General features: G+C 62.9%; 20 protein-coding genes. 16 read left to right on the top strand and 4 right to left on the bottom strand.

The window, feature by feature from the left end; translation table 11 throughout:
• Positions 1 to 44: 44 nt before the first annotated feature.
• Positions 45 to 302: a hypothetical protein gene (locus Q7P63_10835; protein MDP0500584.1), complete on the bottom strand. Its 258-nt coding sequence runs from the start codon at positions 300 to 302 to the stop codon at positions 45 to 47.
• Positions 303 to 610: 308 nt separating this feature from the next.
• Between Q7P63_10835 and Q7P63_10830 the strand changes: the two genes are divergently transcribed.
• Positions 611 to 970, top strand: coding sequence for a hypothetical protein (locus tag Q7P63_10830; GenBank protein ID MDP0500583.1), 360 nt, complete (start codon positions 611 to 613; stop codon positions 968 to 970).
• Complete coding sequence (locus Q7P63_10825) at positions 963 to 1199, top strand: dodecin family protein (protein ID MDP0500582.1); 237 nt, start codon at positions 963 to 965, stop codon at positions 1197 to 1199. Before Q7P63_10830 ends, Q7P63_10825 begins: the two co-directional genes overlap by 8 nt.
• Positions 1200 to 1569: 370 nt before the next feature.
• Here Q7P63_10825 and Q7P63_10820 read toward each other — a convergent pair whose 3' ends face one another.
• Complete coding sequence (locus Q7P63_10820) at positions 1570 to 1812, bottom strand: hypothetical protein (GenBank protein MDP0500581.1); 243 nt, start codon at positions 1810 to 1812, stop codon at positions 1570 to 1572.
• A 334-nt stretch (positions 1813 to 2146) separates the two neighbouring features.
• Between Q7P63_10820 and Q7P63_10815 the strand changes: the two genes are divergently transcribed.
• The 7 genes from Q7P63_10815 to Q7P63_10785 all read left to right on the top strand — a co-directional run bounded on the left by Q7P63_10815 (position 2147) and on the right by Q7P63_10785 (position 11552).
• Positions 2147 to 2689, top strand: coding sequence for a ferritin-like domain-containing protein (locus tag Q7P63_10815; protein MDP0500580.1), 543 nt, complete (start codon positions 2147 to 2149; stop codon positions 2687 to 2689).
• A 226-nt stretch (positions 2690 to 2915) separates the two neighbouring features.
• On the top strand, positions 2916 to 4256 hold the full coding sequence (locus Q7P63_10810; protein ID MDP0500579.1) for a sigma-54 dependent transcriptional regulator: 1341 nt from the start codon (positions 2916 to 2918) through the stop codon (positions 4254 to 4256).
• The gene (locus Q7P63_10805) at positions 4253 to 6100 is read left to right on the top strand and encodes an ATP-binding protein (protein ID MDP0500578.1); all 1848 of its coding nucleotides are present in this window, start codon (positions 4253 to 4255) and stop codon (positions 6098 to 6100) included. The genes Q7P63_10810 and Q7P63_10805 overlap by 4 nt, the downstream gene beginning before the upstream one ends.
• 117 nt (positions 6101 to 6217) lie before the next feature.
• Entirely contained in the window at positions 6218 to 8557 is a 2340-nt protein-coding gene (locus Q7P63_10800) for an endonuclease/exonuclease/phosphatase family protein (GenBank protein ID MDP0500577.1), read from the top strand.
• Entirely contained in the window at positions 8554 to 9192 is a 639-nt protein-coding gene (locus Q7P63_10795) for a hypothetical protein (GenBank protein ID MDP0500576.1), read from the top strand. Before Q7P63_10800 ends, Q7P63_10795 begins: the two co-directional genes overlap by 4 nt.
• 176 nt (positions 9193 to 9368) lie before the next feature.
• On the top strand, positions 9369 to 9848 hold the full coding sequence (locus Q7P63_10790) for a PA2169 family four-helix-bundle protein (protein MDP0500575.1): 480 nt from the start codon (positions 9369 to 9371) through the stop codon (positions 9846 to 9848).
• 66 nt (positions 9849 to 9914) lie between these two features.
• Positions 9915 to 11552, top strand: coding sequence for an AarF/UbiB family protein (locus Q7P63_10785; protein ID MDP0500574.1), 1638 nt, complete (start codon positions 9915 to 9917; stop codon positions 11550 to 11552).
• 17 nt (positions 11553 to 11569) lie between these two features.
• Here the strand turns inward: Q7P63_10785 and Q7P63_10780 are convergent, their stop codons facing one another.
• Positions 11570 to 12067, bottom strand: coding sequence for a hypothetical protein (locus tag Q7P63_10780; protein MDP0500573.1), 498 nt, complete (start codon positions 12065 to 12067; stop codon positions 11570 to 11572).
• Between the two features lie 142 nt (positions 12068 to 12209).
• Here Q7P63_10780 and nadB point away from each other — a divergent pair, with 142 nt between their 5' ends.
• The 6 genes from nadB (at position 12210) to Q7P63_10750 (ending at position 22617) form a co-directional block, all read left to right on the top strand.
• Positions 12210 to 13823, top strand: coding sequence for an L-aspartate oxidase (gene nadB, locus Q7P63_10775; protein ID MDP0500572.1), 1614 nt, complete (start codon positions 12210 to 12212; stop codon positions 13821 to 13823).
• A gap of 139 nt (positions 13824 to 13962) precedes the next feature.
• Positions 13963 to 15687 carry a methyl-accepting chemotaxis protein gene (locus Q7P63_10770; GenBank protein ID MDP0500571.1) on the top strand — a complete coding sequence of 575 codons (1725 nt, stop codon included), beginning with the start codon at positions 13963 to 13965 and terminating at the stop codon, positions 15685 to 15687.
• A gap of 209 nt (positions 15688 to 15896) precedes the next feature.
• On the top strand, positions 15897 to 17519 hold the full coding sequence (locus tag Q7P63_10765; protein ID MDP0500570.1) for a methyl-accepting chemotaxis protein: 1623 nt from the start codon (positions 15897 to 15899) through the stop codon (positions 17517 to 17519).
• 172 nt (positions 17520 to 17691) lie between these two features.
• Positions 17692 to 19359 carry a methyl-accepting chemotaxis protein gene (locus Q7P63_10760; GenBank protein ID MDP0500569.1) on the top strand — a complete coding sequence of 556 codons (1668 nt, stop codon included), beginning with the start codon at positions 17692 to 17694 and terminating at the stop codon, positions 19357 to 19359.
• 241 nt (positions 19360 to 19600) lie between these two features.
• On the top strand, positions 19601 to 21298 hold the full coding sequence (locus tag Q7P63_10755) for a methyl-accepting chemotaxis protein (GenBank protein ID MDP0500568.1): 1698 nt from the start codon (positions 19601 to 19603) through the stop codon (positions 21296 to 21298).
• Positions 21299 to 21492: 194 nt separating this feature from the next.
• Positions 21493 to 22617, top strand: a complete 1125-nt coding sequence (locus Q7P63_10750) for a hemolysin family protein (GenBank protein MDP0500567.1) — start codon at positions 21493 to 21495, stop codon at positions 22615 to 22617.
• A 91-nt stretch (positions 22618 to 22708) separates the two neighbouring features.
• On the opposite strand, the gene Q7P63_10745 is transcribed toward Q7P63_10750, so the two are convergent.
• On the bottom strand, positions 22709 to 23365 hold the full coding sequence (locus Q7P63_10745) for an NAD(P)H-dependent oxidoreductase (GenBank protein MDP0500566.1): 657 nt from the start codon (positions 23363 to 23365) through the stop codon (positions 22709 to 22711).
• An 86-nt stretch (positions 23366 to 23451) separates the two neighbouring features.
• On the opposite strand from Q7P63_10745, the gene Q7P63_10740 reads away from it, so the two are divergent.
• Positions 23452 to 24348, top strand: coding sequence for a LysR family transcriptional regulator (locus Q7P63_10740; GenBank protein MDP0500565.1), 897 nt, complete (start codon positions 23452 to 23454; stop codon positions 24346 to 24348).
• Position 24349: the final 1 nt, after the last annotated feature.

Below are 24349 nucleotides of genomic sequence, written 5' to 3'. Positions count from 1 at the left end.
AACGACCCGGTGTTATATAGACGCCGGGTCTTTTTTGTCGCCGGTTACACCGTCATGCGGCGCTTGATGTCGGCCAGGCGCTGCTCGGCGTCTTCCCATAATTCGCGCGAAACGCTGGGCGTCTCGTGCAAAGAGCGTTGTGCACGCTGCCAAAAGGATTCAGCGGTCTCCAGCTCGACCCGCAGCTCGGCGCGGGCGTCTTCGCCAAGGCGCGCCATTTTATCGCGGATCTGGCGGGTTTCGCGCGCGAAGGATTCCTTGCGCGCCTCGATTTGGTGTTCCAGGGGTGTTTCGATGGCCATAGGCGTATTCAGGTTGGGTGATTACAATGCCAATCCCGTGCCCAAACAGCTCCAGTGAAGGCAGAAACACACTTCAGGGCGCGGCCTTCCGCCTTCGGATCTTGCTCAAGCTGCACGCTGCATTTGCAAAATACCGTTTTTACGGCATTTTGCATGTGACAAAAGGCTGCCAATAGGCGGTTCATCAGGGAAAGCAGCCCGTAATCTAGGCCTTACGATCACCGTTTACCGGGCCTTGCGACCGGAAAAGTAAAAATCGTGCGATGAAACAAGGTTGTTGGCATCGGAAATGGTAAAAGGAGAGACCAATGCCACTGAAGCGATCCACTACTTCCGCCTCTAGCCTTACGACCCCCTCGCGGGAGGAAGGCGATGCTGCGGCGGACTTCCGGGCTGCGTGCGAGCATGCTGCGGTCTTGTTGCACTACCGCGACATGATCGAGAAGACCGCCGGCACGGCCGGGATCGAATCGCTCGCCGCGTATGCCAACCGCCAGCGCAAGGCCATGGGGCAAAGCCTCACCCTGCTCAACGTGCTGGAAGGCAAGGCGCTCGACGATGCGTGGAAGCTGTGGCAAAAGACCGCCGCAGAGGCGCACCAGCAGATCGCGGTGCTTGCCCACTACGTCGGCCAACCCGAAGAACACCCCGAATTTTTGTATGGATAACCATGTTTACAAGACGATCGAGCTGACGGGCACCTCGCCCCGCTCGATGGAAGACGCCGTCAAGAGCGCGGTCGAACGCGCCAGCCAGACGCTCTCCAACCTCAGCTGGTTCCAGGTGGTCGACACCCGCGGCAACGTCCGCGACGGCAAGGTTCACCACTGGCAGGTCGTCATCAAAGTCGGATTTTTGCTCAGTGACACAGCGCAGGATAAGGAAGCCCGGGTGTAGATAATCGGTGCAGGACCGAGCCCGGGACAATCAGCAGCGACATAGACTAGATCAAGGGGCCCCGCCTAGCAGGGCGGGGCCTACTTGTCTCTAAAAAGGCGGCGAAGTTGAATTCGGCCGCCTTTTTTGGCGCCCGATTTTTGCCATAGATAGCCCGCTGCGGCCCCACCCTGCCGCAGCCAGGATACGGACCAACTGGAGACAGTGATCACAACGGTGCCATGACGAAAGCCCACCCCGGTTACCCGGGGTGGGCTTCATCTATATTGCTGACACTCTCTTCTCGTTTCTCTGCTTCTCGTATTTCTCTGTAGGTCTCCCGAGGGCGCTTCCCTCTGTCTCGCATTAAGCGCCTCCCGGGAAAAGTTTCTTACGAAAAGGGCTGTGGGTGATGGCGTGTGGCGTCGTCCTTGCCCATGTCTCTCACGCGGCGTCCCTCACGCTCGCGCTTGAATGAGGCATAGATCATAAGGAAGACGATACCCCCCAAGAGGCCTTTGCCATAGAGCGGGATTCCCGCTACTGGCTCGAAAAAGGCAAATATGATGGAAGGAACAATAAAAATCCACGCGCCCCAGAAAGAGATGCGCTCCAGGCGCTTGGGCTTGTCCATGGAAGATTTCATGCCCTCCTATAAGCGTGAGGCGGGCCAATTTTGCCAATTTTTGATAATTGGTTTAGAATAAACAATTTACAAAAAGCGATTCCAATTTGGCCCACCGCCGTACGGTTATCTTGCAGGATTGATTTGGCGACTACATGGCACTCGGCACGACGATCAACCGGCCGGGCAAAACGCTGCGCTTTGCATATTGCAACCCACATGTGGTTGCAAATTGCACTAATTCGCCTTAGTCTATCCAACAGGCAATTTTCTTTGCCTTGTAAAACAACGACTTACACAAACCGCATTCGACGGGTACAGAAATTTCTTTATGAAGCGCAACATGCAAAGCCCAATCCTGCTCAACGCACCCGACAAAGTGGAAGAAAACCCTATCGCGCTGCCCAAAAAGGCTGCCGGCGCGTTGGCCGCTCGTCTGGACGTGCTCGTCAGCTCGCTTTTCGTCCAGTTTCACGTCGCCCAAAAACACCACTGGCTGGTCGAAGGCCCCCAATGGCACGATTTGCACCTCTATCTGGAGGAGGCCTACAAGCAGATGCATAAGGACCTCGACGCCGTGGCCGAGCGCATGACGGTATTGGGCGGCATCCCCACCAGCTCCCCCGCCGGCCAGCAGGAAAAGGCCGTGACGCAGGTGGAGGCCGAAGGCTACTTCCGTATCCGCGACGGCCTGGAGCTGGAGCTGAGCAACGAGCAGGCCCTCATCCGCTACACCCGCGAGACGATCGAAGAGGCCCTCAAGCTCAGCGACTACGGCACCGAACATTTGCTCAAGAGCGTGCTCTTCAATATGGAAGACCGCGCCCACCACCTCGACCACTACATCAGCAGCGACTCTCTGGAAGATGGGCGTAAGGAGTCATAAGGTCCAACTCCGGCGCGGACGACATTTCGCGGCTCGCCGTCTCACAAGGCGAGCCGGTTTCCTTTGGGAAGCATGTCGCGCTCACCGGTGGACTTTTTCGACTCAAGACACGTCCCGGATTCCATCCCGATACACCTTTGTCTCTTAGATCCTACTCTCTCTTCTCTCCTGCGGCCTGCCCTCGGGCAGGCCGCCCTTTACTTTCAGACCTCCTCTCTCTCCCGCTATGCATATCTTGATCGTTGACGACGAGCGTAACATCCTTCGCACCACCTCCCTCGCCCTCAACGGTATGGGCCACAAGACCGAAGTGGCCGAGAATGGCCGCCAGGCCATGCGCGCCGTCCGCGGGCACAAACTCGACGCAGTCTTCCTCGACCTGCGCCTCGGCCACGAGAGCGGCCTCGACGTGCTCGACCAGATCGTGGCGGAAGACGAGGGCCTGCCCGTAATCGTATTTACGGCCTACTCCACCATCGAATCCGCCGTGGATGCGATGCGCCGGGGCGCCTACGATTACATCTCCAAGCCCTTCATCCCGGAGCAGATCCGCCAGATGCTGCAAAAGCTGGAGAACAACCGGCGCCTGCAGAACAAAGTCTCGGCCCTCGAGTCTCAACTGGCCGAAGACAACCCTGCCATCGACCTCACTTCGAATGAGGAAACGATGCGCAAGTCGTACGACATCGCTTTCCGCGCGGCCAGCTCCGAGGCATCCATCCTGTTGCTTGGGCCCAGCGGCACCGGCAAGAGCGTGCTGGCCCGCAACATCCACATGCGCAGCCAGCGCAAGGAGCAGCCTTTTGTGACCATCAACTGCCCCAGCCTCAGTAAAGAGCTGCTAGAGAGCGAGTTGTTCGGCCACGTCAAGGGCGCCTTCACCGGCGCGACCGGCGAGACCTGGGGCAAGGTGACGGCGGCCGACGGCGGCACCCTCTTCCTCGACGAAATCGGCGAAATGCCGATGGAGATCCAGCCCAAGCTCCTCCGCCTCCTGCAAGACCGCGAATACGAGCGCGTGGGCGAGACCAAGACCCGCACGGCCGACATCCGCCTCATCGCCGCCACCAATCGCGACCTCGCCCAATGCGTGCGCGAAGGCACCTTCCGCGAAGACCTCTACTACCGGCTCAACGTCATCTCGATCGAGCTCCCGCCGCTCAACCAGCGCCCGGGCGACATCCTGCCGCTGGCCGAAAAGTACCTCGACTTTTTCCGCACCCGCATGGGCAAGCTCCAGACGCGCTTCGCCGAAGACACCCGCAAGGCGTTTATCGACTACGAATGGCCGGGCAACCTGCGTGAGCTGCGCAACGTGATCGAGCGCTCCGTGATCCTCGCCGCCGCCGACGAGATCCAGCTCGACGACCTGCCCGAAGATTTCCATGAACGCGAAGAAAGCGCCATTCGACCCGGTTACGAAGTAACTTTGGACGAGCTTGAGCAGGAGCACATCCGTCGCATCCTCGCCAAGGCGGACAGCCTGGAAGAAGCGGCCCGTATCCTCGGTATCGATACGGCCACTCTCTACCGGAAACGGAAGCGCATGGGCCTTTTGTCCAAGTGACCAAGCTGCGGACCAAGCTTCACCTCTCCTACCTGCCATTGATCATCTTGATGGCGGCAGTGGGGGTGTATGCCATTTTACTCACCTACTACCTCGTCTCGACGGTCGAACGTCTCGAATACGAAGATATCCGCAGCACCAACGCGGTCAGCGAACTCATCACCGCCGTCAACCGCACCAACGCGGGCGTCAACCTCATCTTCAACGGCTACCGTGAAGAAGGCGGCGAGATCATCGAGCGCAACCGCGCGACGATAGAGGAGCAGCTCCGCCTGCAGGAGGCCAGCGCCAACCGGCGCGCCGAAGGATTGACTGCCGAGCTCAAGGAAGCCGTCAACCGCCACATCCAGCTGGTGGAGATGGCCTTGAGCCCGGCCGACAACATCCCGAACAGCTACACCCTGCGCCGGGAGGAGACCGCACAGCGCATTGCCGAGATCGGCGCCAGCATCATCGAGCTCAACAGCCGGTCGATCGCCGACACCTTCAGCGCATTCGAGATGCGCACGGAGACCTTCATCTGGGTCACCATCATCTCCATCTTTGCGGCCCTCCTGCTCGCCCTGCTGCTCAGCTACCGCATCAGCGACCGCATCGTCCACCCGATCGAGGAATTTACCGAAAAGGCCGAGCTGATCGGCCAGGGGGACTTCGAGACCCGCGTCTCCTACCACGCTCAGGACGAGGTGGGGCGCCTCGCCCTTTCCTTTAACCGCATGCTCGACCGCCTGCGCGCTTACCGGCGACTGCTCAACGCCGAAATTACCCAGACGCGCATGACGCTCGAGACCATCGTCAAAAACCTTCCCGTCGCCTTCTATTTCTACGATCAGGAAGGCGAGCTGATCATCACCAACGACGCCGCGCAAGACCTCCTGCGCGCGCCCGAGTGGCAGGAGGGCCCGCCGGAAGATGTCGGCATCCTCCGCCGCCAGGTGCAGGAGAGCCGCAAGCTCTACGCGCCCGACCAGCTCGACGATGCCCTGATCCTCCACGTCTACAACGAGGAGCGTTTCTTTCTCCCCACCGTCTTCTTCGTCGAGGGCGACCGCACCAAGAGCGGCGTCGTGCTCATGTTGCAAGACGTGACCAAGCTGCGCCTGACGAGCGACTTGAAGAACGACCTCGTCGCCATCGTCAGCCACGAGCTGAAGACGCCGCTGACGAGTGCCCGCCTCTCGCTCTACATGCTCTCCGAGGAGCAGTTCGGCGACCTCAACGAGGTGCAGCGCGAGCTTGTCGCCACGGCCAAGGACGACCTCGACCGCCAGCTGAAGACGATTCAGAGCCTGTTGAGCCTCAGCAAGATCGAGTCGGGCTCTTCGCGACTGGAGCGCCAGACCTTCCAGCCGCGCGAGCTGTTGGAAAACTCGGCCGAGGAATCGCGCCAGGCGGTCGAAGACGCCCAGCTGCACCTGCAGATCGAGGCCCCCCAGACACTGCCCGCCATCGAGGGCGACCCCTTCCGCCTCCAGCTGGTGTTGAGCAACTTCATCTCCAACGCGATCAAGTTTTCGCCCCCCGGCGGCAACATCGTCCTGCGCGCCAGCCCCACCGGCACCGACGAAGTTCGCTTCTCCGTCATCGACCAAGGGCCGGGCATTGCGCCGGAGTTCCGCTCGCGCGTCTTCAACAAGTTTTTCCGCATCCCGCATCAGGACAAGAAGGGCGCCGGCCTCGGCCTCAGCATCGCCCGCGAGATTGCCTTGGCCCACAATGGCGAGGTGGGGTGTGAGAGTGAAATGGGCAAAGGCAGCGAGTTTTTCATGACGCTGCCGCGCCGCATGGAAGATAATGGCAGTGCACGCCGGGCCGCCATGTCGACCCCCGCGCCGCAAAAGTAGATACTGCCCTTCACAAGCGCATGCAAATTGCATGACGCACTACGTGAGGGTGGGTCGCAAAGGGCTGTTTTACAGCAATTTGCAGGAGCGGCAAGGGGTTTGCTAAGAGAGACGACAATGTCCTCGCCCACCGATTCCAGACCGCCCGGCGTCCTGATGATCCAGATCGACGCCTTGGCTCGCCCTCAGCTGGAACGCGCACTTCGCCAGGGCCGGATGCCTTTTCTGCGTCGCCTCCTGCACAATCAGGGCTACCAGTTGATGGATCATTATTCCGGCCTGCCCTCCTCGACCCCCGCCGTCCAGGCAGAGATCTTTTACAAGGCCAAGAGCGCCGTTCCCGCTTTCAGCTACTACGACCGCGATGAAGGTCGTGAATTCCGCATGTATCAGGCCGAATGTGCCTCCGCCGTGGCGGACCGCGCGCGCGGCCTGGCCGAGCCTCTCCTGCGGGGCGGCTCCAGCTACTCCAACATCTACTGCGCCGGCGCCCTTCGCCCCCACTTCTGCGCCCAAGTCTTTGGCCCGCAGACGGCGTTGCGCTACTTCAGCCCCAAGACCTGGGCCAGCCTGCTCACCACCCACCTCAAGCGCACCTCCAAGGTCGCGTGGCTGGGCCTGATGGAGAGCGGCCTTGCGGTCTCCGATGCCGTCCGCGGTTCGATGGACCTCCGAGAGCTGCCCAAAGAGACGATTTTCGTGCCCGCCCGCGTCTCGATCTGCATCCTCCTGCGCGAGATCATCCGCTATCAGGTGATGCATGATGTGGAGGACGGCCTGCCCATCGTGCACTGCAACCTGATCGGCTACGACGAGCAGGCCCACCGCCGCGGGCCCAGCTCCCGCTTTGCCCACTGGACCCTGCGCGGGATCGACAACACCGTGCGCGACATGGTGGCCGCCGCCGAGCGGAGCACCAAGCGCCGCTACGAGGTGCTCATCTACTCCGACCACGGGCAGGAAGACACCATCTACTACCGCAAGGAAACCGGGCGCGATCTCGGCCAGGTGCTCAAGGAAATCAGCGGCGAGAAATACTCCACCGAGCGCACCGATACCGTGAACATGTATCACGAGCGCGGGCGCCGGATGTTTGCCGGCTCGCCCCGCGACGAAGGGCCCGACCCGCTGGAAGGCGTTCGCCTCTGCTCGATGGGGCCGCTGGCTCAGGTCTACTGGCCCGAAATCCCCTCCCCTCAACAAAAGGCGGCCTACGCCCGTGCCCTCACCGAGCAGCACAGCGTGCCGTGGGCGCTCTACCAGGCAGGGCCCGACGGTGAAGTCCGCGCCGTCTCAGCCAAGACGGGCGACCAGCCGCTGGCGGAGGTGCAGTCGGCCCTGTGCGGCCCCCACCACCCTTTCCCCGAGGCTGTGATCCGCGACCTGGATTACCTCGTGCGCACCAAGCAGGCCGGCGACCTCGTCTTGAGCGGGTGGCGCCACTGGGCCCAACCGATGACTTTTGCCCACGAGCACGGTAGCCACGCCGGGCCCGGTCGCTCGGAGACGCACGGCTTTGTGCTCGTGCCCCCGCAGATCAAGATCAAGCGCCCCTACCTGCGCCCCAGCGACCTGCACGACCTCGCCCAGCACCTGCGCCACCAGGAGGAAGCGACCGCGCGGCAGGCCCCTCGGGTGGTGTTGCGCGCGCCGGACGAAGTCCCCACCAGTGTCAACGTCGGCAACATCCCCTCGCTGGAGCGCAACTACCCGACGCGTCGCCTCCGGGTGATGACCTACAACGTGCACCATTGCCAAGGCGTAGACCTGCGGCTCGACCTGCCCCGCATCGCCCGGATCATCCGCCGCTTTGCGCCCGACGTGGTGGCGCTGCAGGAGGTGGATGTGGATGTCGAGCGCTCCCGCCGCTCCGACCAGCCCAAAGACCTGGCCGAGATGCTGGGCTACCACCACGCCTTTCTTCCCGTGCGCCCGCATGGCAGCGGCAAATACGGCATCGCCCTGCTCACGCGCGAAAGCCTGGAGATTCGCCAGGCGCAAAACTACGTGCAAGATCGGGTCGATTCCCGTCGCGAGCTGCGCGGCAGCCTGTGGATCGAGCTGAAGATCGACGGCCGCCTCGTGCATGTCTTCAACACCCACTGGGGCCTTCATCCGGGCGAACGCTCGCGCCAGGCCAGGCAGCTGCTCAACAGCCAGTGGCTGCACCAGGTAGACGACGATTCGCCGCTGGTGGTGATGGGCGACTTCAATGCCCTGCCCCAGACGCAGGCCTACCGCCTGATGGCGGAAAAGCTGCGCGACGCCCAACTGGAGCTGCCGCACCACACGCCGCTCGCCACGCTGCCCTCCGTCAAGCCGGTTGCGCGCGTCGACCACATCTGGCTCTCCCCGCACTGGAACGTCCGCGCCATCGCTCGGCCGACCGACCGCCAGACGCGCCTCGCCAGCGACCACTTGCCGCTGATTGTCGATCTGGAACTGAAGCCTTCATGACGACCAAACGCATTTTTTGGGCGCTCCTCCTGCTCGGGCTCTTCGGCCTCGGCTTTTTCCTGATGCAACAGGGCCTCGAAGCCGAAGAGATGCAGGACTGGGCACGTGGCGCGCACCCCGCCTGGGTGATCGCTGCGATCCTCTTCCTGCCCATGTTCGGCTTCCCGATCTCGATCACCCTCTTCATCACCGGCCTGCGTTTCGGCTTCGGCTGGGGCATGCTGGTGGTCGCGGTGGTCGTGCTGCTGCAGTTGCTGGCCGCCCTGCCCCTCGGGCGCGGGCCCTTGCGTGGGCTGGCACAAAAATGCCTCGGCCAGCGCATCGACTCACTGAGCAAGGCCAGCTTGCGCAGCCAGGCCATGGTCACGTTTTTCACCACGCTGATCCCGGGGCCGCCCTACATCGGCAAGATCTACGGCCTCGCCGCCGCGCACATCCCTGCGCGCCTCTATTATGGCATCGGCTGGCCCGTCTTCGTCATCACCAGCGTCCCGCTGGTGGGCTTGGGCAGCGCCACCTTCGAGGTGCAGGCCGACCGCATTTTCCTCTTCATCGCGTTGGGTGTCGCCCTTGCCTTCGGATTGCACTGGGCACGGAAACGGTGGTCCAACCAGACGATGGCAAATGCAAGTTGAACGGCACAACCACCCCTCCACTTGCGTTACGCATGGGAAATTGTCCCAAATCCTCCTTTTCACCTGCGGTAAATGCCTTGTTTTAGGCCGCTTCTTCCCTCTTTCCGCCGGATTGGTACGCGATGGGCAATGCTAAAAAGGACTATATCAACGAAATTGCCTCCCCTATCGCAACCATGGAAGACCTCGCCGACATGTTGGTGGACCGCTTGCGGCAGCTGCGCGAAGAATGCCGTGACAGTGCCTACAAGCTGGAATTTACCTCTCACCACCTCAAATCCAAATATCCTGAGCTGGCCGACCGCCTCGCCCAGATGACGGAACAGCGCCGCCAGTGCGCCCAACAGTTGACGCAACGCATCCGCAGCCTCGGCCACGAGGTGGAGGAAGGCGGCTCACTGATGGAATCCGTCAGCCACAGCTGGGAAGAGTTGCGGGCCGCCATCGCCACTCCCAAGCCCGACCACCTGCTCGACAGCCTGATCGAACGTGAGCAGCAGGCCCTCGACGCCTATGACGAGGCCCTGCAAGACGTGATGGACTCCACCACCCTGCAACTGGTGCTGGAACATCGCGCCCACTTCGAGATGTGCCTGCACGAGCTGAAGTATGTGCGGCAGGATGGCGGCCAGCTCTACCCTTCGATGAGCCTTTAGAGCACTTCCGCTGCAAAACGGAACTGCTCTGGAACACGCCCGCCCTCCCTCTCTTCCCTCTCTCGCATGACCTCGTTTCGTCCGGCCTACCTCCGGCAGTATCTCCAGCTATTCCGTCTTCTCGCCCGCCATGGCCGTGCTCCGCTCAAGCGTGAGCATGTGACTGACGAGCCTCCTGAATCGCCCGAAAAATTTGCGCGCGATCTGGAAGACCTTGGGCCGACCTACGTCAAGCTGGGCCAACTGCTCTCCACCCGCCCGGAGCTGCTCGCCCCCGCCTATCGGGAAGCCTTGGCGCGCCTGCAGGACAAGGTGAAGCCGATCAGCATCGAGGAAGTCGAATCGGTGATCGAGGCCGAGCTGGGCTCGCCACCCGGCGCCATCTTCAGCGAATTTTGCAAGGAGCCCCTCGGCAGCGGCTCGCTGGCGCAAGTGCATGCCGCCCGCCTGCCGAGTGGCGAAGACGTGGTGGTCAAGGTCCAGCGGCCCAACATCCGTCAACAGATCCTGCGCGACCTCTCGGGCATGGAGTTGGTGGCGGAGCAAGTCGACGCCCACACCTCGTGGGGCGAGCGCTACCACTTTGCCGACCTGATCCGCGAGTTCCGCCACCACTTGCAGGTCGAGTTGGATTTCTCCGTCGAAGCCCGCGCCCAGAAGCACCTGCGCGAGAGCATCAACCAGTTTCGCAACCTCTACGTGCCCTGGACCGTCGACCGGCTTTGCACCGAGCGCGTGCTGGTGATGGAGCGCGTCAACGGCGTGAAAGTCAGCAAGCTCGACGAGCGCGACCGCCTGCGCCTGCCCGGCGAGGAGATGATCCAGGACCTCTTCCACGCCTACCTGCGGCAAGTGCTGATGCACGGCTATTTCCATGCCGACCCCCACCCCGGCAACCTGTTGCTCACCACTCAGGGGCGGCTTTGCATCCTCGACTTCGGGCTCTGCGCCCGCTTCAGCCCCGACTTGCAGGAAAACATGCTGCAGTTCCTGCTCGCGCTCTCCGAGGGGCGGGGCAAGGACACCTGCCAGATGGCCCTCAAGATCGGGCAGGCCGGCCCGGCGTTCGACCGCTTCAGCTTCGAGCACGATGTCAGCCGCATCGTCCTGTCGCAGCGGGAGGCCAGCGTGGCCATGCAGTCGATGGGCGAGACGGTGTTTGCGCTCATCCGGGCCTGCGCCGAGCACTACGTGCGCCTGCCGGCCGAAATCAACCTGCTGGGCAAGACGCTGATGAATCTCGACCTGGCGGCCCTGCGCCTGCACCCGGAGTTCCAGCCCGCCCAGGCGGTGCGCAAATACGCGACCGAGGCCGTAAGCAGCAAACTCAAGGAAACGCTCTCCGTGCCCCGCGTGCTGCAAAACAGCCTGGAATGGAAAGACTTGCTGGAGCAGACGCCCTCCCGGCTCAACCGCCTGCTCAACACCCTCTCCGACAACCGGATCGGCCTGAAGGTGGACGCGATCGACGAAAACTTCCTCATGGAGGGTTTCCAGAAGATCGCCAACCGCATCACCATCGGGATCATCCTCGCTGCCGTCATCATCGGGGCGGCCCTGCTGATGCGGGTGGAGACGAGCTTCAGCCTCTTCGGCTACCCCGGCCTTGCGATCATCTTTTTCCTCGGCGCGGCCATCGGGGGCTTCTCGCTCATCGTCGAGATCCTCGTCCGCGACCGCAAGAAATCCAAGCGACAGCTATAGGGCCGGGCTACCCGCCCTTAGCTGCTCTGGCTCGGGTTCAAATGCCGCAGGCCTGAGAGGCGGGTGTGGAGCACGGGGCGGTATAGGTGTCCCACGATTGCGCCGAATGCCACGTGCATCCCAAAATACACTACGGCAGACCAGAAGCCGTAGTTGATCGCGAACGCGCCGGGCGCCGGAAGCACGTCGGGCATCTGCGGGTGGATAAGGGGCATCGCGAGCATGCTCAGGCCGCTGAGCACACCGTGGATGGCGCCGATCAGCGCCCCGGGGCCCACGCCCGCGCGGTGCGAGCCGTATTCGAATATCGCGGCGTAGACGAGGCCAAACACCCCGCCCGCCACGAGGTGGATGCAGAAGCCCGGCCAGAAGGCGACCTCTGGCTCGAAGCCGAAGAGCGTGCCGACGGTCAGGCCGAGGTTGAGGGGCAGGCCGATGAGCCGCAGCAGGCTCACGACGAGAGTGAAGGCAAGGGCGCCGACGACGCCGGCAAAGAAGGCATTTCCGTATTTCATAGGTCGTTTTGGGGTGGAGATGTTACGACGCAGTTTCGATGCCATACCCGTTAGGGGCGGGCCTGCGGTGAGAAATCCCTGTAGGATTCTTGCGTTGTGAAGGGCTGACGCCTTTAGTGGTGCGAACTGCACGTTCAGATTCATGTCACAATTTCAGTATGACGTCCTGGTAGTCGGTAGTGGCATTGCCGGCCTCACCTTCGCCCTCAAGATGGCCGCCGCAGGCCGCAAAGTCTGCATCCTCACGAAAAAGGACCGGGCGGAGAGCAACACCAACTATGCACAGGGCGGGATCGCCGCCGTCACCTCGTCGACGGACGACTTCGAGCTGCACGTGCAGGACACGCTGAACGCCGGCGACGGCATGTGCGACGAGTCGGTGGTCCGCACCATTGTGGGCGACGCACCCGAGCGCATCCAGGAGCTGATCCGCACCGGGGTGGAGTTTTCGCAGCTCGACGACGGGCGGGTGAGCCTGCACCGCGAGGGCGGCCACTCCAAGCGCCGGATCCTCCACGTGCAGGACATCACGGGCAAGGCGATCGAAGAGGCCCTGCTGCATGCGATCGAGAATTCGCCCAACATCACGATGCTGGAGCACATGCTGGCGGTCGACCTGATCACCAGTCGCAAGCTGGCCCTTAGCGGCTACCGCGTGCCCGACACGCTCAACCGCATTGTCGGCCTCTACGCCTACGACGTAAAGGAGCACCGCGTGCACACCTACGTAGCGCCGGTGGTGATGTTGAGCACAGGGGGCGTGGGCCAGGTCTACCTCTACTCCACCAACCCGAGCATCGCTACGGGCGACGGCATCGCCATGGCTTACCGGGCCGGGGCGGAGATCCGCAACATGGAGTTTATCCAGTTCCACCCCACCGCACTCTTTACGCACACCGAAGAGCGCTTCCTCGTCAGCGAAGCCGTGCGGGGCGAGGGCGCGATCCTGCGCAACCTCGACGGCGAGGCCTTTATGGTGCGCTACGACGAGCGCAAAGACCTGGCGCCGCGCGATATCGTGGCCCGCGCGATCGACAGCGAGATGAAGAAGAGCGGCTCTCCCCACGTGTGGCTCGACATCACGCACCGCAGCGAAGAAGAGCTGCGCCACAAGTTCCCCAGTATTTTTGCCGCCTGCGAAAAGCACGGCATCAACATGGCGCAGCACTACATCCCGGTGGTGCCCGCCATGCACTACCTCTGCGGCGGCGTCGCCACCAACATGAACGCCGAGACCGACATCGCGGGCCTCTACGCCTGCGGAGAAGTCGCCTGCACTGGCTTGCACGGCGCCAATCGCCTGGCCAGCAACAGCCTGCTTGAGGCCGTGGTGATGGCCCACCGCGGCAGCGAAGCAGTCAACCGCTACCTAGAAACCGCCCCCGCCGCGATGGACGACCTGCCGCCGTGGGTGGAGGGCGACATCGCCGACAGCGACGAACGCGTGGTGCTGACCCACAACTGGAGCGAGTTGAAACACGCCATGTGGGACTATGTGGGCATCGTGCGCACGACCAAGCGCCTCCGCCGTGCGCAGCGCCGCATCAAGCAGCTGAAGACGGAGATCCACGAATACTACTGGAACTTCAAGGTCGAGCCCGCCCTGCTGGAGCTGCGCAACCTGATCGAGGTGGCCGACATGGTGATCAGCTGCGCGATGCAGCGCCAGGAGAGCCGCGGCCTCCACTTCACGCTCGACTACCCGCGCAAGGCGCCCACGCCGGTGCCGACCGTGGTGCGGCGCAAGATGGGCTGATCGCCTGTTGATTCAGGCGTTGGAGCGACGCGCTTTCCACCTGGGAAGCGCTTTTTTTTACATTTCCAGGCCCCCAGTTCGGAGCAAAGCAGAGGGCGTTTAGTCCGTCTTCTAAGGCGTAAACTCAACGCTAATTTGCATGTTCTCGAAATTTTCCGCCTCCCTCAAGATTCGCCTGCTGGTATTGCTGGCTGTTGCCATCGCCATGCTGCTCCTGATGGGCGGCTACTACGGCCTGAACGAAGCCACCCACGTGGCCGAGCGTGAGGCCGAGGAACAGGTCAACGAAGCGCAGGAAGAAAAGCTGCGGGTGATGCTGCACGCCGTAGCCGCTACCGTGGCGGAAGAGCTGCAGATGCTCGCCCCCGGCCAAGCCCCGGACGAGGCGATCCGCCGCATGGTGCGCCCGGTCCGCTTCGAAGAAGACAATAGCGGCTACATCTTTGCCTACCGCGGCACGATCACGGTCTACCACCCCGACCGCGAGCCGGGTAGCGACTTTACCAACCAGCGCGACGAAAACGGCTTTGCCTACATGCAGGAATTGGCCCGCCAGGCCGCAGAAGGTGGCGGCTTTGTGCACTACATCACGGAAAAGCCGGGCTTTGGCCGCGTGCCCAAAGTGTCCTACGCCTGCCTCGTCCCCGGCACGGATGTATGGATCAGCAGCGGCGTCTACCTCGACAACCTGCAGGCGGCGCGGGAAGAAGTGCTGGAGGCGATCGAAGCCGAAGCCTTCAAGATCCAGTGGTTGACGGCCGGTATCGGCGCGGGGCTCATCATCTTCGTCCTGCTCCCCATGGCCTATGTGATCAGCCGCAACATCACCCGGCAGCTGACGCAGACGAGCGACTTTCTTTCCCACAGCTCCGATCAGGTGGCCACCGCCGCCCATGCGATTGCCGCCAGCAGCAACGACCTGTCTTCCGGTGCCTGCCAACAGGCCGCCGCGATCGAGGAAACCTCGGCCTCGCTGGAAGAAATCTCGTCGATGGCCAAGAGCAACGCCGAGAACTCGCAACAGTGTAACCACTTGATGCAGGAAACGATGGCCGCGCTGGAAGACGCGACAACGCGCCTGGAGATGCTCACGCGCAGCATGGATGCCATCGCCCGTTCCAACCAGGAAACGCAAAAGATCATCCGCACGATCGACGAGATCGCCTTCCAGACCAACCTGCTCGCGCTCAATGCCGCCGTCGAGGCGGCCCGGGCGGGCGAGGCTGGCGCCGGGTTCGCGGTGGTGGCGGAAGAAGTCCGCAGCCTGGCCAACCGCTCGGCCGAGGCGGCCAAATCGACCTCCGCGCTGATCGAGACCGGCGTCCAACGCATGGAAGAGGGCAACACATTGGTCAAGGTGTGTAATGAGGTCTTCGCCAGCCTGACCGACAAGTCGAGCCAAGTCGCCCAGCTCCTCACGGGAGTGGCCGACGCCTCCGTCCAGCAATCCTCCGGCGTAGGGCAGGTGAGCAAGGCCGTGCAGGACATGGATTCGGTGGTGCAGAAGAACGCTGCCGGGGCCGAAGAGTCCTCCGCTTCGGCGGAAGAGCTCAGCGCATTGGCGGCCGAGCTGCAACAGTCCGTCGCCCAGCTCGACCAGATCGTGCGCGGCGCGAAGAAGTCGGCCCGCAAAGCGACTGAAGAGCTGCCGGAGCAGGAGCCTGCCCGGCAGGCCCCCGCCCCCAAGCCGGCCAAGACGCCCCTGCGCAGCCCTTCACTGAAGGTCAACGGTGCGGCGCCTCTGCCCAAGAAGATCAACGGCTCGTCTGTCTTGAAGAAAGCCAATGACATGTCGGCCGCCGACTTCGGCGAAGTGCCCTTCGATGATGAGGAAAAGCTGACCTTCCTCAAGCGCCACGAGTAGCGATTTTGACTGACGGAGATTCGAAGCGGCCTACGCGGATCGTAGGTCGCTTCCGCTTATGTAAGGCGACCCCGGAGATTACGTTTACTGAAAAGACGCCCTGTTTGCAGATAGGCTGAAGTAGCGCGGGAAAAAGCCGTATTAAGACGGACCCTTTGAAAGGTCTTTTCCCGATGTATTCCCGTCTTTCTGCTTCCCTGAAAATCAGGTTGCTGGTCCTCCTCGCGGTTGTCATTGCCGTGATGCTTGCAGGGGCCGGTTATTTTGCCCTTACCACGGCGACGTCTGTCTCCCAGCGTTTGATGGTCGAACGCATTCAGGAGGCTCAAAAGAACCGCCTGCGCCTGATGCTCGACAGCATGGCTTCTTCGCTTTCGGCGGAGCTGGCAAAACTGCCGGCCTCGCAACGCGATGACGTAATTCGCGAGCGCCTCAAGCCGATCCGTTTTGAAGAAGACGGCAGCGGTTATGTCTTTGCCTACCGCGAGACGTTCAGCGTCGCACATCCGACCAAGAAAATCGGCGGCGACTACGCGGGCGATATCGACGTCAACGGACGGCTCTTTGTGCAGGAGATGAACAAGGTGGCGCAGAGCGGTGGCGGCTTCGTGCCTTACGTCACGGAGAAGCCAGGCTTTGGCCCCCAGCCCAAGATTTCCTACGTCAGCCCGATCGTCGGCACGGATGTGTGGATCGGCACCGGCGTGTATGAAGACAACGTCGTCGCCGCACATGCCGCCATCACGAACGCGCTGGAAGCGGAAGCCTTCAAGGTGCAGTGGATTGCGATGAGCGCCGCCGGGATCGTGATTTTCGGCCTGTTTGTGCCGCTCGGCTTGTTGATCAGCCGCAATATCAGCCGTCAGCTCTCGCAAACGAGCGACTTCCTCTTCCAAAGCTCGGAGCAGGTGGCCACCGCTGCCCATTCGATTGCAGACTCCAGCAACCAACTTTCGACCGGGTCTTGCCAACAGGCAGCCGCGATCGAAGAGACTTCGGCCTCGCTGGAGGAAATCTCCTCCATGGTGCGCAGCAACGCCGAGCACGCCAACGAATGCAACGGCCTGATGCAGGAGACGATGACCTCGCTGCAGGACGCCAGCGCCCGCCTTGAGCGCCTGACCCAGAGCATGACCGCCATCGCCGCCTCCAACAAGGAGACGCAGAAGATCATCAAGACGATCGACGAAATCGCTTTCCAGACCAACCTGCTGGCGCTCAACGCTGCCGTGGAGGCCGCGCGCGCCGGTGAAGCCGGGGCCGGGTTTGCCGTGGTGGCCGAAGAAGTGCGCAGCCTGGCCAACCGCTCGGCCGAAGCCGCCCGCTCCACCTCCGCGTTGATCGAGACCGGCGTCAAGCGCATCGACGAAGGCAACCACCTCGTGCAGGACTGCAACGAAGTCTTCCTTGCCCTCAACCGGAAGTCGGGCCAGGTCGCCCACTTGTTGACCGGCGTGGCCGACGCCTCGCAGCAGCAGTCTTCCGGCGTGGGCCAGGTGAGCAAGGCGGTGCAGGAGATGGACTCGGTGGTGCAAAAGAACGCCGCCGTGGCCGAAGAGTCTTCATCGTCCGCCGAAGAGCTGAGCACGCTCGCGCAAGACCTGCTCGGCTCGGTCCGCCGCCTCGACCAGATCATCCGGGGCGCGAAGAAGACCGGCAAGCGCCAGCAAAAGGGCAAGGCCGCGAAGGGCCAGCCAGCCAAGGCGAAACCGGCCCCCGCCGCCCGCCCCAAGGCCGTCGTCTCGGTGCTCAAAGCCCCCGCGCGCCCGTTGGCCCGCTCGACGGAAGTGCCGCTCGAACAAGAGCTGAGCTTCCTCAAGCGCCACGACTAGGCGCCAACCCAAACGCTCCGCGAGGCCCAGAGCAGGACTCGCGGTTGCGCATCTTTAGCCAATTTACAATTACAGGTGGTATAATTCATACAGAATGAGCTGAGGCAGCAAACTTGCCGGGCGGCGGGCCGATGAGTGCAGATATAGCGCTCACCTTCAGTCGCCTTGCATCATGTTCTCCACCCTCTCCGCTCCACGTAAGATCCAGCTCCTTCTGGGGCTGTCGACCCTCATCGCCCTGCTGCTCGCCATCTCCTGCCATTTCACCCTCACGCGCATGGCCGAGGTGGCCCGCAACGACATCACCACCCTCGTGCTGGAGGGCGAAAAAGGCCGCATCCAGCTCGCCGTCCAGACGCTGGCGGCAGATCTGGGCACGCAAGTCGCCCCGCTTGAAACCAGGGACGCCAAAGACGCGAAGATCCGCGACGTCCTTCAGCCGATCCGCTACGAGGCCGACGAGAGCGGCTACTTTTTCTCCGGGCGCGGCACGCAGATCGTAGCTTTGCCGATCAGTCCCGACTTTGTCGCGGCCAGCGCCGCTGCGCCTGCCGAAGATGCAGAAGAGCCAGCCGCCCACATCGTGGAGATGAACCAACGCGTGATGGAGGAAGGCGGTGGCTTCGTCGAATACACCTACGACAAGCCCGGTGCCGGTCCCACCCCCAAAGTGACCTACGCCATGCTGATCCCGGGCACCGACACCTGGCTCGCAAGCGGCGTCTACCTCGACAACGTGCAGCGCCTGCAGGAGACGATGCTGGCAGGCCTGCAGGCCGAGGCTGGGCGTCTGCAGTGGCTGGGCAACAGCCTTTCCGGCGGGCTCATCGTCGTCTGCCTGCTGCCGTTTGGTCTGCTCATCAGCCGCCACATCACGGGGCAGCTCAAGCGCACCAGCGAGCAGCTCTCCATCAATTCCGAGCGGGTGGCGGCGGCCTCGGGCTTCATCGCGCAATCGAGCCACGATCTCGCCTCCGGCGCGGCGGAGCAGGCGGCGGCGATCGAAGAGACTTCAGCTTCGTTGGAGGAAATCTCTTCGATGGCGCGCAGCAACTCGGGCCACGCGCAAAGCTGCAACGGCCTGATGCAGGAGGCGCTCACCGCGATTGGCGAGGCCCGCACCCGCCTCAACGAGTTGACCAAGAGCATGGAAGCCATCGCCCAGTCCAACCAGGAAACGCAGAAGATCATCCGCACGATCGACGAGATTGCCTTCCAGACCAACTTGCTCGCCCTCAATGCCGCCGTGGAAGCGGCCCGCGCAGGTGAATCGGGCGCCGGCTTTGCGGTGGTGGCCGATGAGGTGCGCAACCTCGCCAACCGCTCGGCCGAGGCCGCCCGCTCGTCCACCGTACTGATCGAGACCGGGGTGGGCCGTATCGACCATGGCACCCGCCTCGTCCGGGAGTGCAACGCCGTCTTTACCCGTCTGGGCGAGAAGACCGACCGGGTGGCCGAGGTCCTGACCACCGTGGCGGAGGCCTCCGTGCAGCAGTCTGCCGGCGTCGGTCAAGTCGGCACCGCGATTGTGGAAATGGATTCTGTCGTGCAGCGCAATGCGGCGGGCGCACAAGAATCGTCCTCCTCCGCTCAGGAGCTGCACTCGCTGGCCCAGGAGCTGAAGAAGGCCGTGCTCGACCTCAACCGCATCATTCGTGGGCAGCCCGGCCGGGCCAAGCCTCAGCCGCAGGCGGCACCGGTCGCCCCAAGTCGCCTGGTGGAGGTGGAGGAGCCGGCAGGGACGTTCGTCCGCCGCGAGGGCGCGCGCAAGCCGTTGACGAGCGAAAGTAAACGTCGTGCGATCAGGCAGGAGGAAGCTCGGATTGAAGCAGAACGTTAGTTTTGTCAACTTGCACGCCGCTAATGATTAGCATTAGGCATTTTGGTATATTCACGCAGTGCGATTTATGAAACAAACATCGCATCTCATTAGCCAGTGATCCTGAGCCGCTTATACAGGCGATAACGCCATTCATCTAAAGAAAAAGCCGTAGAACTTTTTCTACGGCTTTTAATTAAAGTTTAAACGCGGCGGGCGACTTAAAGAGTGGAAAAGTTGCTATTCTTAACCGGTCCCCCTCATGTCACGTAAGCTTTCAGTTTCCCGCAAAATTCACGGTTTGGTCCTGCTCGCGGTCATTACGGCTGCCGTGCTCGGGTTTTCCAGCTACTACGGCCTTGTCCGCGCCACCGAGGTTGCGGATGAGCAAATCGCCCGACTCGTGTTGCAGGCGGAGCAGGACAAAGTCCAGACGCTGGTCGACGCCATGGCGTTCGAGGTGTCGAAAGTGCTGGAACGCACCCCCGTGGAAGAGCGCGACGAGACGACGCGCGCCATGCTGGAGCCTTTGCGCTTCGGGACCGACCAGAGCGGCTACATTTTTGCCTACCGTGGGCTCACGACCGTCGCTCACCCGCTCGATACCGACAAGATCGGGGTCGACCGCACGGGCGAGCTCGATGCCGCTGGTTTCCCTTATCTGGACAAGCTGTACGAGCAGGTGAAGCAGGGTGGCGGCACCGTGCGCTACGTCTACGAAAAGCCCGGCGTCGGCGTGGTACCCAAGATTTCCTACGCCGCAGCGGTCCCCGGGTTCGACTTGTGGGTGGGCGGCGGTGCCTACCTCGACAACGTGCAGGCAGCCCAGGACGAAATGTTAGCCGCGCTCGAAGCAGAGACGCACAAGCTGCAATGGACCGCGCTCGGCATCGCCGGGATCATCACCCTCGGCGGCCTCATCCCCTTTGGCATCGCGATCAGCCGCAACATCACCCGCGAGCTGACGCGCACGAGCGAGTTCCTCTCCAACAGCTCCGAGCAAGTCGCCTCGGCCTCGAATTTCATCGCCCACTCCAGCAACGAGCTGGCGGCGGGCTCCTGCCAGCAGGCGGCGGCGATTGAAGAGACCTCCGCCTCGCTGGAAGAAATCTCCTCCATGGCCAAGAGCAACGCGGAGCATTCCCAGAGCTGCAACCGCATGATGCAGGAAGCGTTGGCCTCCATCGAGGACGCCAGCGACCGCCTTGCCAACCTCACCCGGAGCATGCAGGAGATCGCCGACGCCAATCAAGAGACGCAAAAGATCATCCGCACGATCGACGAGATCGCCTTCCAGACCAATCTGCTGGCGCTCAACGCGGCAGTGGAAGCGGCCCGCGCGGGCGAATCGGGAGCCGGCTTTGCCGTGGTGGCCGAAGAAGTGCGCAACCTCGCCAACCGCTCCGCCGAAGCGGCCCGCACCACCACGGCGATGATCGACAACGGCGTGGGGCGCATCCAGAAGGGCGCCCAACTGGTCGAAGACTGCAACGAAGTCTTCCACGCCCTGAGCGAAAAAGCCACCAACGTGGCGCAGCTGCTCACGAGTGTAGCCGATGCCTCCGTGCAGCAGTCCTCTGGCGTCGGGCAAGTCGGCAAAGCGATCCTGGAGATGGATGCGGTGGTGCAGAAAAACGCCGCCGGGGCGCAGGAGTCTTCCTCCTCGGCCCAGGAGCTGAACGCGCTCGCGCAAGAGCTGCAGGGCGCCGTCGGCCAGCTCAACGAGATCATCCGCGGCGGCGGAAAGCAGGCCGCGCAGCGCGAAACGCACCCGCAGGACGAAACACGCGCTACGCCCAAGCCGGAGCCGCGCCCCCAGTCGAGCCGGCCCCGCGTGGCCGCGCCCACCAAGCCGACCTCTAACGCCTACGCCGGCAAAAACGGCTCGGCCCGCCACGACGAAGAAGAGCTGCAGGTGGGCGGCGAGGAAGAAGAAATCAGCTTCTTCCGCCGCCAGTAATCGGCGTAACGAGACTTTCGCACGACATGCACTTGCCAAGGGGCAGGTTTTGGGCAACGCTCCCAACCCTGCCCCGAGTGTGGGCAATGCATGATGAGCGACGCCGACGATTGCGAAGGTGAGAGTAGTCGCGGCAGGCAAACGGCCTGCTGCCCCACGGCCCTTGAGGCGCCCACGCTGGAAAGGCGGGCGCGATGGTAGCCTTTATCCTGGCCATTGCCTTTACCTTGGGCACCTCGGCTTTCTGCTCGTTGCTGGAGGCCTTCATCCTCTCGACCACCGTGGCGGAGACCGAGACGATGAAGAAAGAGCACCCCCGTCGCGGGCGTCTGCTCGGCCACTTCAAGGAGACGATCGAGGAGAGCAGCGCCTCCATCCTCACGCTCAACACGATCGCCAACACCGCCGGCTCGATCGTAGTCGGTGCCCTCGGCACACGCATCCCCGTCATTGCCGACGCGCAAATCTGGGTCGTCTCCGGCGTCTGGCTGCTCACAGCGTTCATGACGGTGGCGATCCTCGTCTTTTCGGAGATCATCCCCAAAAACATCGGGGTGGCCTACCGCCGCTCGCTCGGCCCCTGGCTGGTCGACCCGCTGCTGGCGATCCGCATTTTCATGAAGCCGTTCAGCTTCCTCGCGCGCAAGCTCCTCTCCTTTGTGGTGGTGGTACCCGCGCCGACGGAGGAGGAGCAGGAAGAGGAAATCCGCCTGTTGGCCGAGCGCAGCGCCAAGATGGGAGCCCTGACCGACAGCGAGCGCGACCTCGTCTCCAACGCCCTCAGCCTCGACGACAAGCGCGTGGAAGACATCATGACGCCCCGTACGGTGGTGATGTTCCTGCGCGCTACAGCTAATGTAGGCGAAGTGATGAACGACTTCCGCAACATCCCCTTTGCCCGCATCCCCGTCTACGAGGAGAATATCGACGACGTGATCGGCATCGTGCGCCGCCGCGACATCCTCGAAGCCTATGGCGAGGACCAGGAAGAGCTGACCATGCGGGACTTGATGCGCGACGCCGTCTTTGTGCCCGAAACCGCCAGTGCGCTCGACGCCATGCAGCTGTTCCTGCGCAAGCACCAGCAGATCGCGGTGGTGGTCGACGAGTTTGGCTCTACCGCCGGGGTCATCTCGATGGAAGACATCGTGGAGCAATTGCTGGGCGACGAGATCTACGAACACTCCGACCTGGCGGTCGACATGCGTGAGCTGGCCAAGAAACGCGCCGAAAAACGCCCTCCGGCCACGCCCGACGCCTCCTCCACCGAAGCCGAGCGCAGCAATACCTCCTCCATGGGCTCCACCGCCCGGGCCTAGCCGGTCTGCGCTCCCCAACCGATTGCAACGAAGGCCGACCCCTGGGAAGAGGCCGGCCTTCTGCTCAGTCTACCTGTTGGCTTATCTACTACTAGACGCGGATGATCAGCTTTTCCTTGGGCAGGCGCGCTTTGGCGTAGGCGGCGTATTTGTCGTCCGCCGAGCGGTAGCCGATGGGCGCGATCACCGTGGCGGTGAGATCGAGCGCGTCCAGGCCCAGGATCTCATTAAATTCGGGCACCGAGAAACCTTCCATCGGGCTGGCGTCGATGCCGAGCACGGCGGCGCTGGTCAGGAGGTTGCCGAGGGCGATGTAAGTCTGCTTGGCGGCCCAGGTCTGGCGGGTGGGCTCGTCCATCGCTTCGACGATGCCGCCGACAAGCATGCCGCGGAAGGCTTCGAGCGACTCGACCGGGATGTTGCGCGTCTCGGCAATGTTGGCGATCACCTCGTCGACATCCTTGGCCGTGTAATGCTTGCGGGCGGCAAAGACCACCACGTGGGAGGCCGTGCCAACCTGCACCTGCCCATAGGCGGCAGCTTGCAGCTTCTGCTTCGTCTCGTGGTCGGACACGAGGACGAACTTCCAGGGCTGGAGACCGCCACTGGAGGCGGAAAGGGTCAGCACCTCTTCGATTTGGGAGACCAGCTCGGGCTCGAGCGGGCGTTCGGTATCGAACAGTTTGGTGGCGTAGCGCCAGTTGAGGCTGTCGATGAGTTCGGCAGGAGAAACGAGTGTGTGGTTCATGGGAGTAGTATACCAAGCCGCCGCGATGCTGAAAAATGCCGGTTGGGTGTTGCCGCGATGCACAAAACGCATCACAAAAGCAGCCGATGCTCAGCCGTATCCGCGCCTTTCTCACCGTGCTCGAAGAGGGTAGCCTGCACCGCGCCGCCACCCGGCTGCGTATCTCCCAGCCCGCCCTTTCCCGGCAGATGCAGGCGTTGGAGCACGAGCTGGGCGGCCCGCTGCTCGAGCGCAGCTCCACGGGAGTCTTGCCGACCAAAGGCGGGCAGGCGCTCGCGGAAAAGCTGCGCCCCCTGCTGGAGCAAGTCGACGCGGCGCTCGACGACGTACGACAGACTGTGCAGGGGCACGAGGAGCAGCTCCGCATCGGCTACCTGGCCTCGGCTGCGGCAGAATTTCTGGAGCCGGCGCTGATCCGCTTCCGCCAGCAGCATGGGCCGATGCGCCTGAAGCTCTTCGACCTGAGCCCGGGCGAGCAGATTGCCGGGCTACGCGCGGGCGAGCTCGATCTGGTCTTGACCGACGACAACGGCAAGGTGCTGGCGGACGAATTTTACACCCGCAAGCTCGTCATGATCCGCGCCTACGTGGCCCTGCCGGGCTGCCATCCGCTGACCCAACAAAAGCAGGTGCATCTGGCCGAGCTGAAGCACGAGAAGTTTGTCGGCACCTCCGAGGACGCCGTGCCGGGCATGAACCACACCATCACGCGCTGGTGCCAGCAATACGGCCACTTCAAGCCCCGCTTCGTCTCCCGCGCGGTGACGAGCGACGACGCCTTTGCGCTGGTGGTCAACGAAGAGGCGGTGGCCATCGTGCCGGGCTTTATGCGCAACCGCATCCTGCCCTCGATGCGCATCCTCCCGCTGGCCGACGAGGGCGCGGTAACGGAGCTGCTGATCGCCTGGCGGCGCGGCAAGACCGGCCCCGCCCTGCAGACCCTCGTGCAGGCCTTTGCCGCCCCGCTGCCGCCCATCGACTGAG

The organism is Verrucomicrobiota bacterium JB022 (assembly GCA_030673845.1).
Taxonomy (GTDB): Bacteria; Verrucomicrobiota; Verrucomicrobiia; order Opitutales; family Oceanipulchritudinaceae; genus WOUP01.
Note: the sequence above shows the minus strand (reverse complement) of the source record. Positions and strands in the feature narration are given on the sequence as shown.

Bases quoted from the DNA above. Each gene is read 5' to 3' on its own strand.
- Q7P63_10740 (MDP0500565.1), top strand. From the start codon at position 23,452: ATGCTCAGCCGTATCCGCGCCTTTCTCACCGTGCTCGAAGAGGGTAGC.
- Q7P63_10745 (MDP0500566.1), bottom strand. From the start codon at position 23,365: ATGAACCACACACTCGTTTCTCCTGCCGAACTCATCGACAGCCTCAAC.
- Q7P63_10820 (MDP0500581.1), bottom strand. From the start codon at position 1,812: ATGGACAAGCCCAAGCGCCTGGAGCGCATCTCTTTCTGGGGCGCGTGG.
- Q7P63_10755 (MDP0500568.1), top strand. From the start codon at position 19,601: ATGTCACGTAAGCTTTCAGTTTCCCGCAAAATTCACGGTTTGGTCCTG.
- Q7P63_10825 (MDP0500582.1), top strand. From the start codon at position 963: ATGGATAACCATGTTTACAAGACGATCGAGCTGACGGGCACCTCGCCC.
- Q7P63_10750 (MDP0500567.1), top strand. From the start codon at position 21,493: ATGGTAGCCTTTATCCTGGCCATTGCCTTTACCTTGGGCACCTCGGCT.
- Q7P63_10790 (MDP0500575.1), top strand. From the start codon at position 9,369: ATGGAAGACCTCGCCGACATGTTGGTGGACCGCTTGCGGCAGCTGCGC.
- Q7P63_10800 (MDP0500577.1), top strand. From the start codon at position 6,218: ATGTCCTCGCCCACCGATTCCAGACCGCCCGGCGTCCTGATGATCCAG.
- Q7P63_10760 (MDP0500569.1), top strand. From the start codon at position 17,692: ATGTTCTCCACCCTCTCCGCTCCACGTAAGATCCAGCTCCTTCTGGGG.
- Q7P63_10830 (MDP0500583.1), top strand. From the start codon at position 611: ATGCCACTGAAGCGATCCACTACTTCCGCCTCTAGCCTTACGACCCCC.
- Q7P63_10815 (MDP0500580.1), top strand. From the start codon at position 2,147: ATGCAAAGCCCAATCCTGCTCAACGCACCCGACAAAGTGGAAGAAAAC.
- nadB (MDP0500572.1), top strand. From the start codon at position 12,210: ATGTCACAATTTCAGTATGACGTCCTGGTAGTCGGTAGTGGCATTGCC.
- Q7P63_10835 (MDP0500584.1), bottom strand. From the start codon at position 302: ATGGCCATCGAAACACCCCTGGAACACCAAATCGAGGCGCGCAAGGAA.
- Q7P63_10770 (MDP0500571.1), top strand. From the start codon at position 13,963: ATGTTCTCGAAATTTTCCGCCTCCCTCAAGATTCGCCTGCTGGTATTG.
- Q7P63_10785 (MDP0500574.1), top strand. From the start codon at position 9,915: ATGACCTCGTTTCGTCCGGCCTACCTCCGGCAGTATCTCCAGCTATTC.
- Q7P63_10780 (MDP0500573.1), bottom strand. From the start codon at position 12,067: ATGAAATACGGAAATGCCTTCTTTGCCGGCGTCGTCGGCGCCCTTGCC.
- Q7P63_10795 (MDP0500576.1), top strand. From the start codon at position 8,554: ATGACGACCAAACGCATTTTTTGGGCGCTCCTCCTGCTCGGGCTCTTC.
- Q7P63_10810 (MDP0500579.1), top strand. From the start codon at position 2,916: ATGCATATCTTGATCGTTGACGACGAGCGTAACATCCTTCGCACCACC.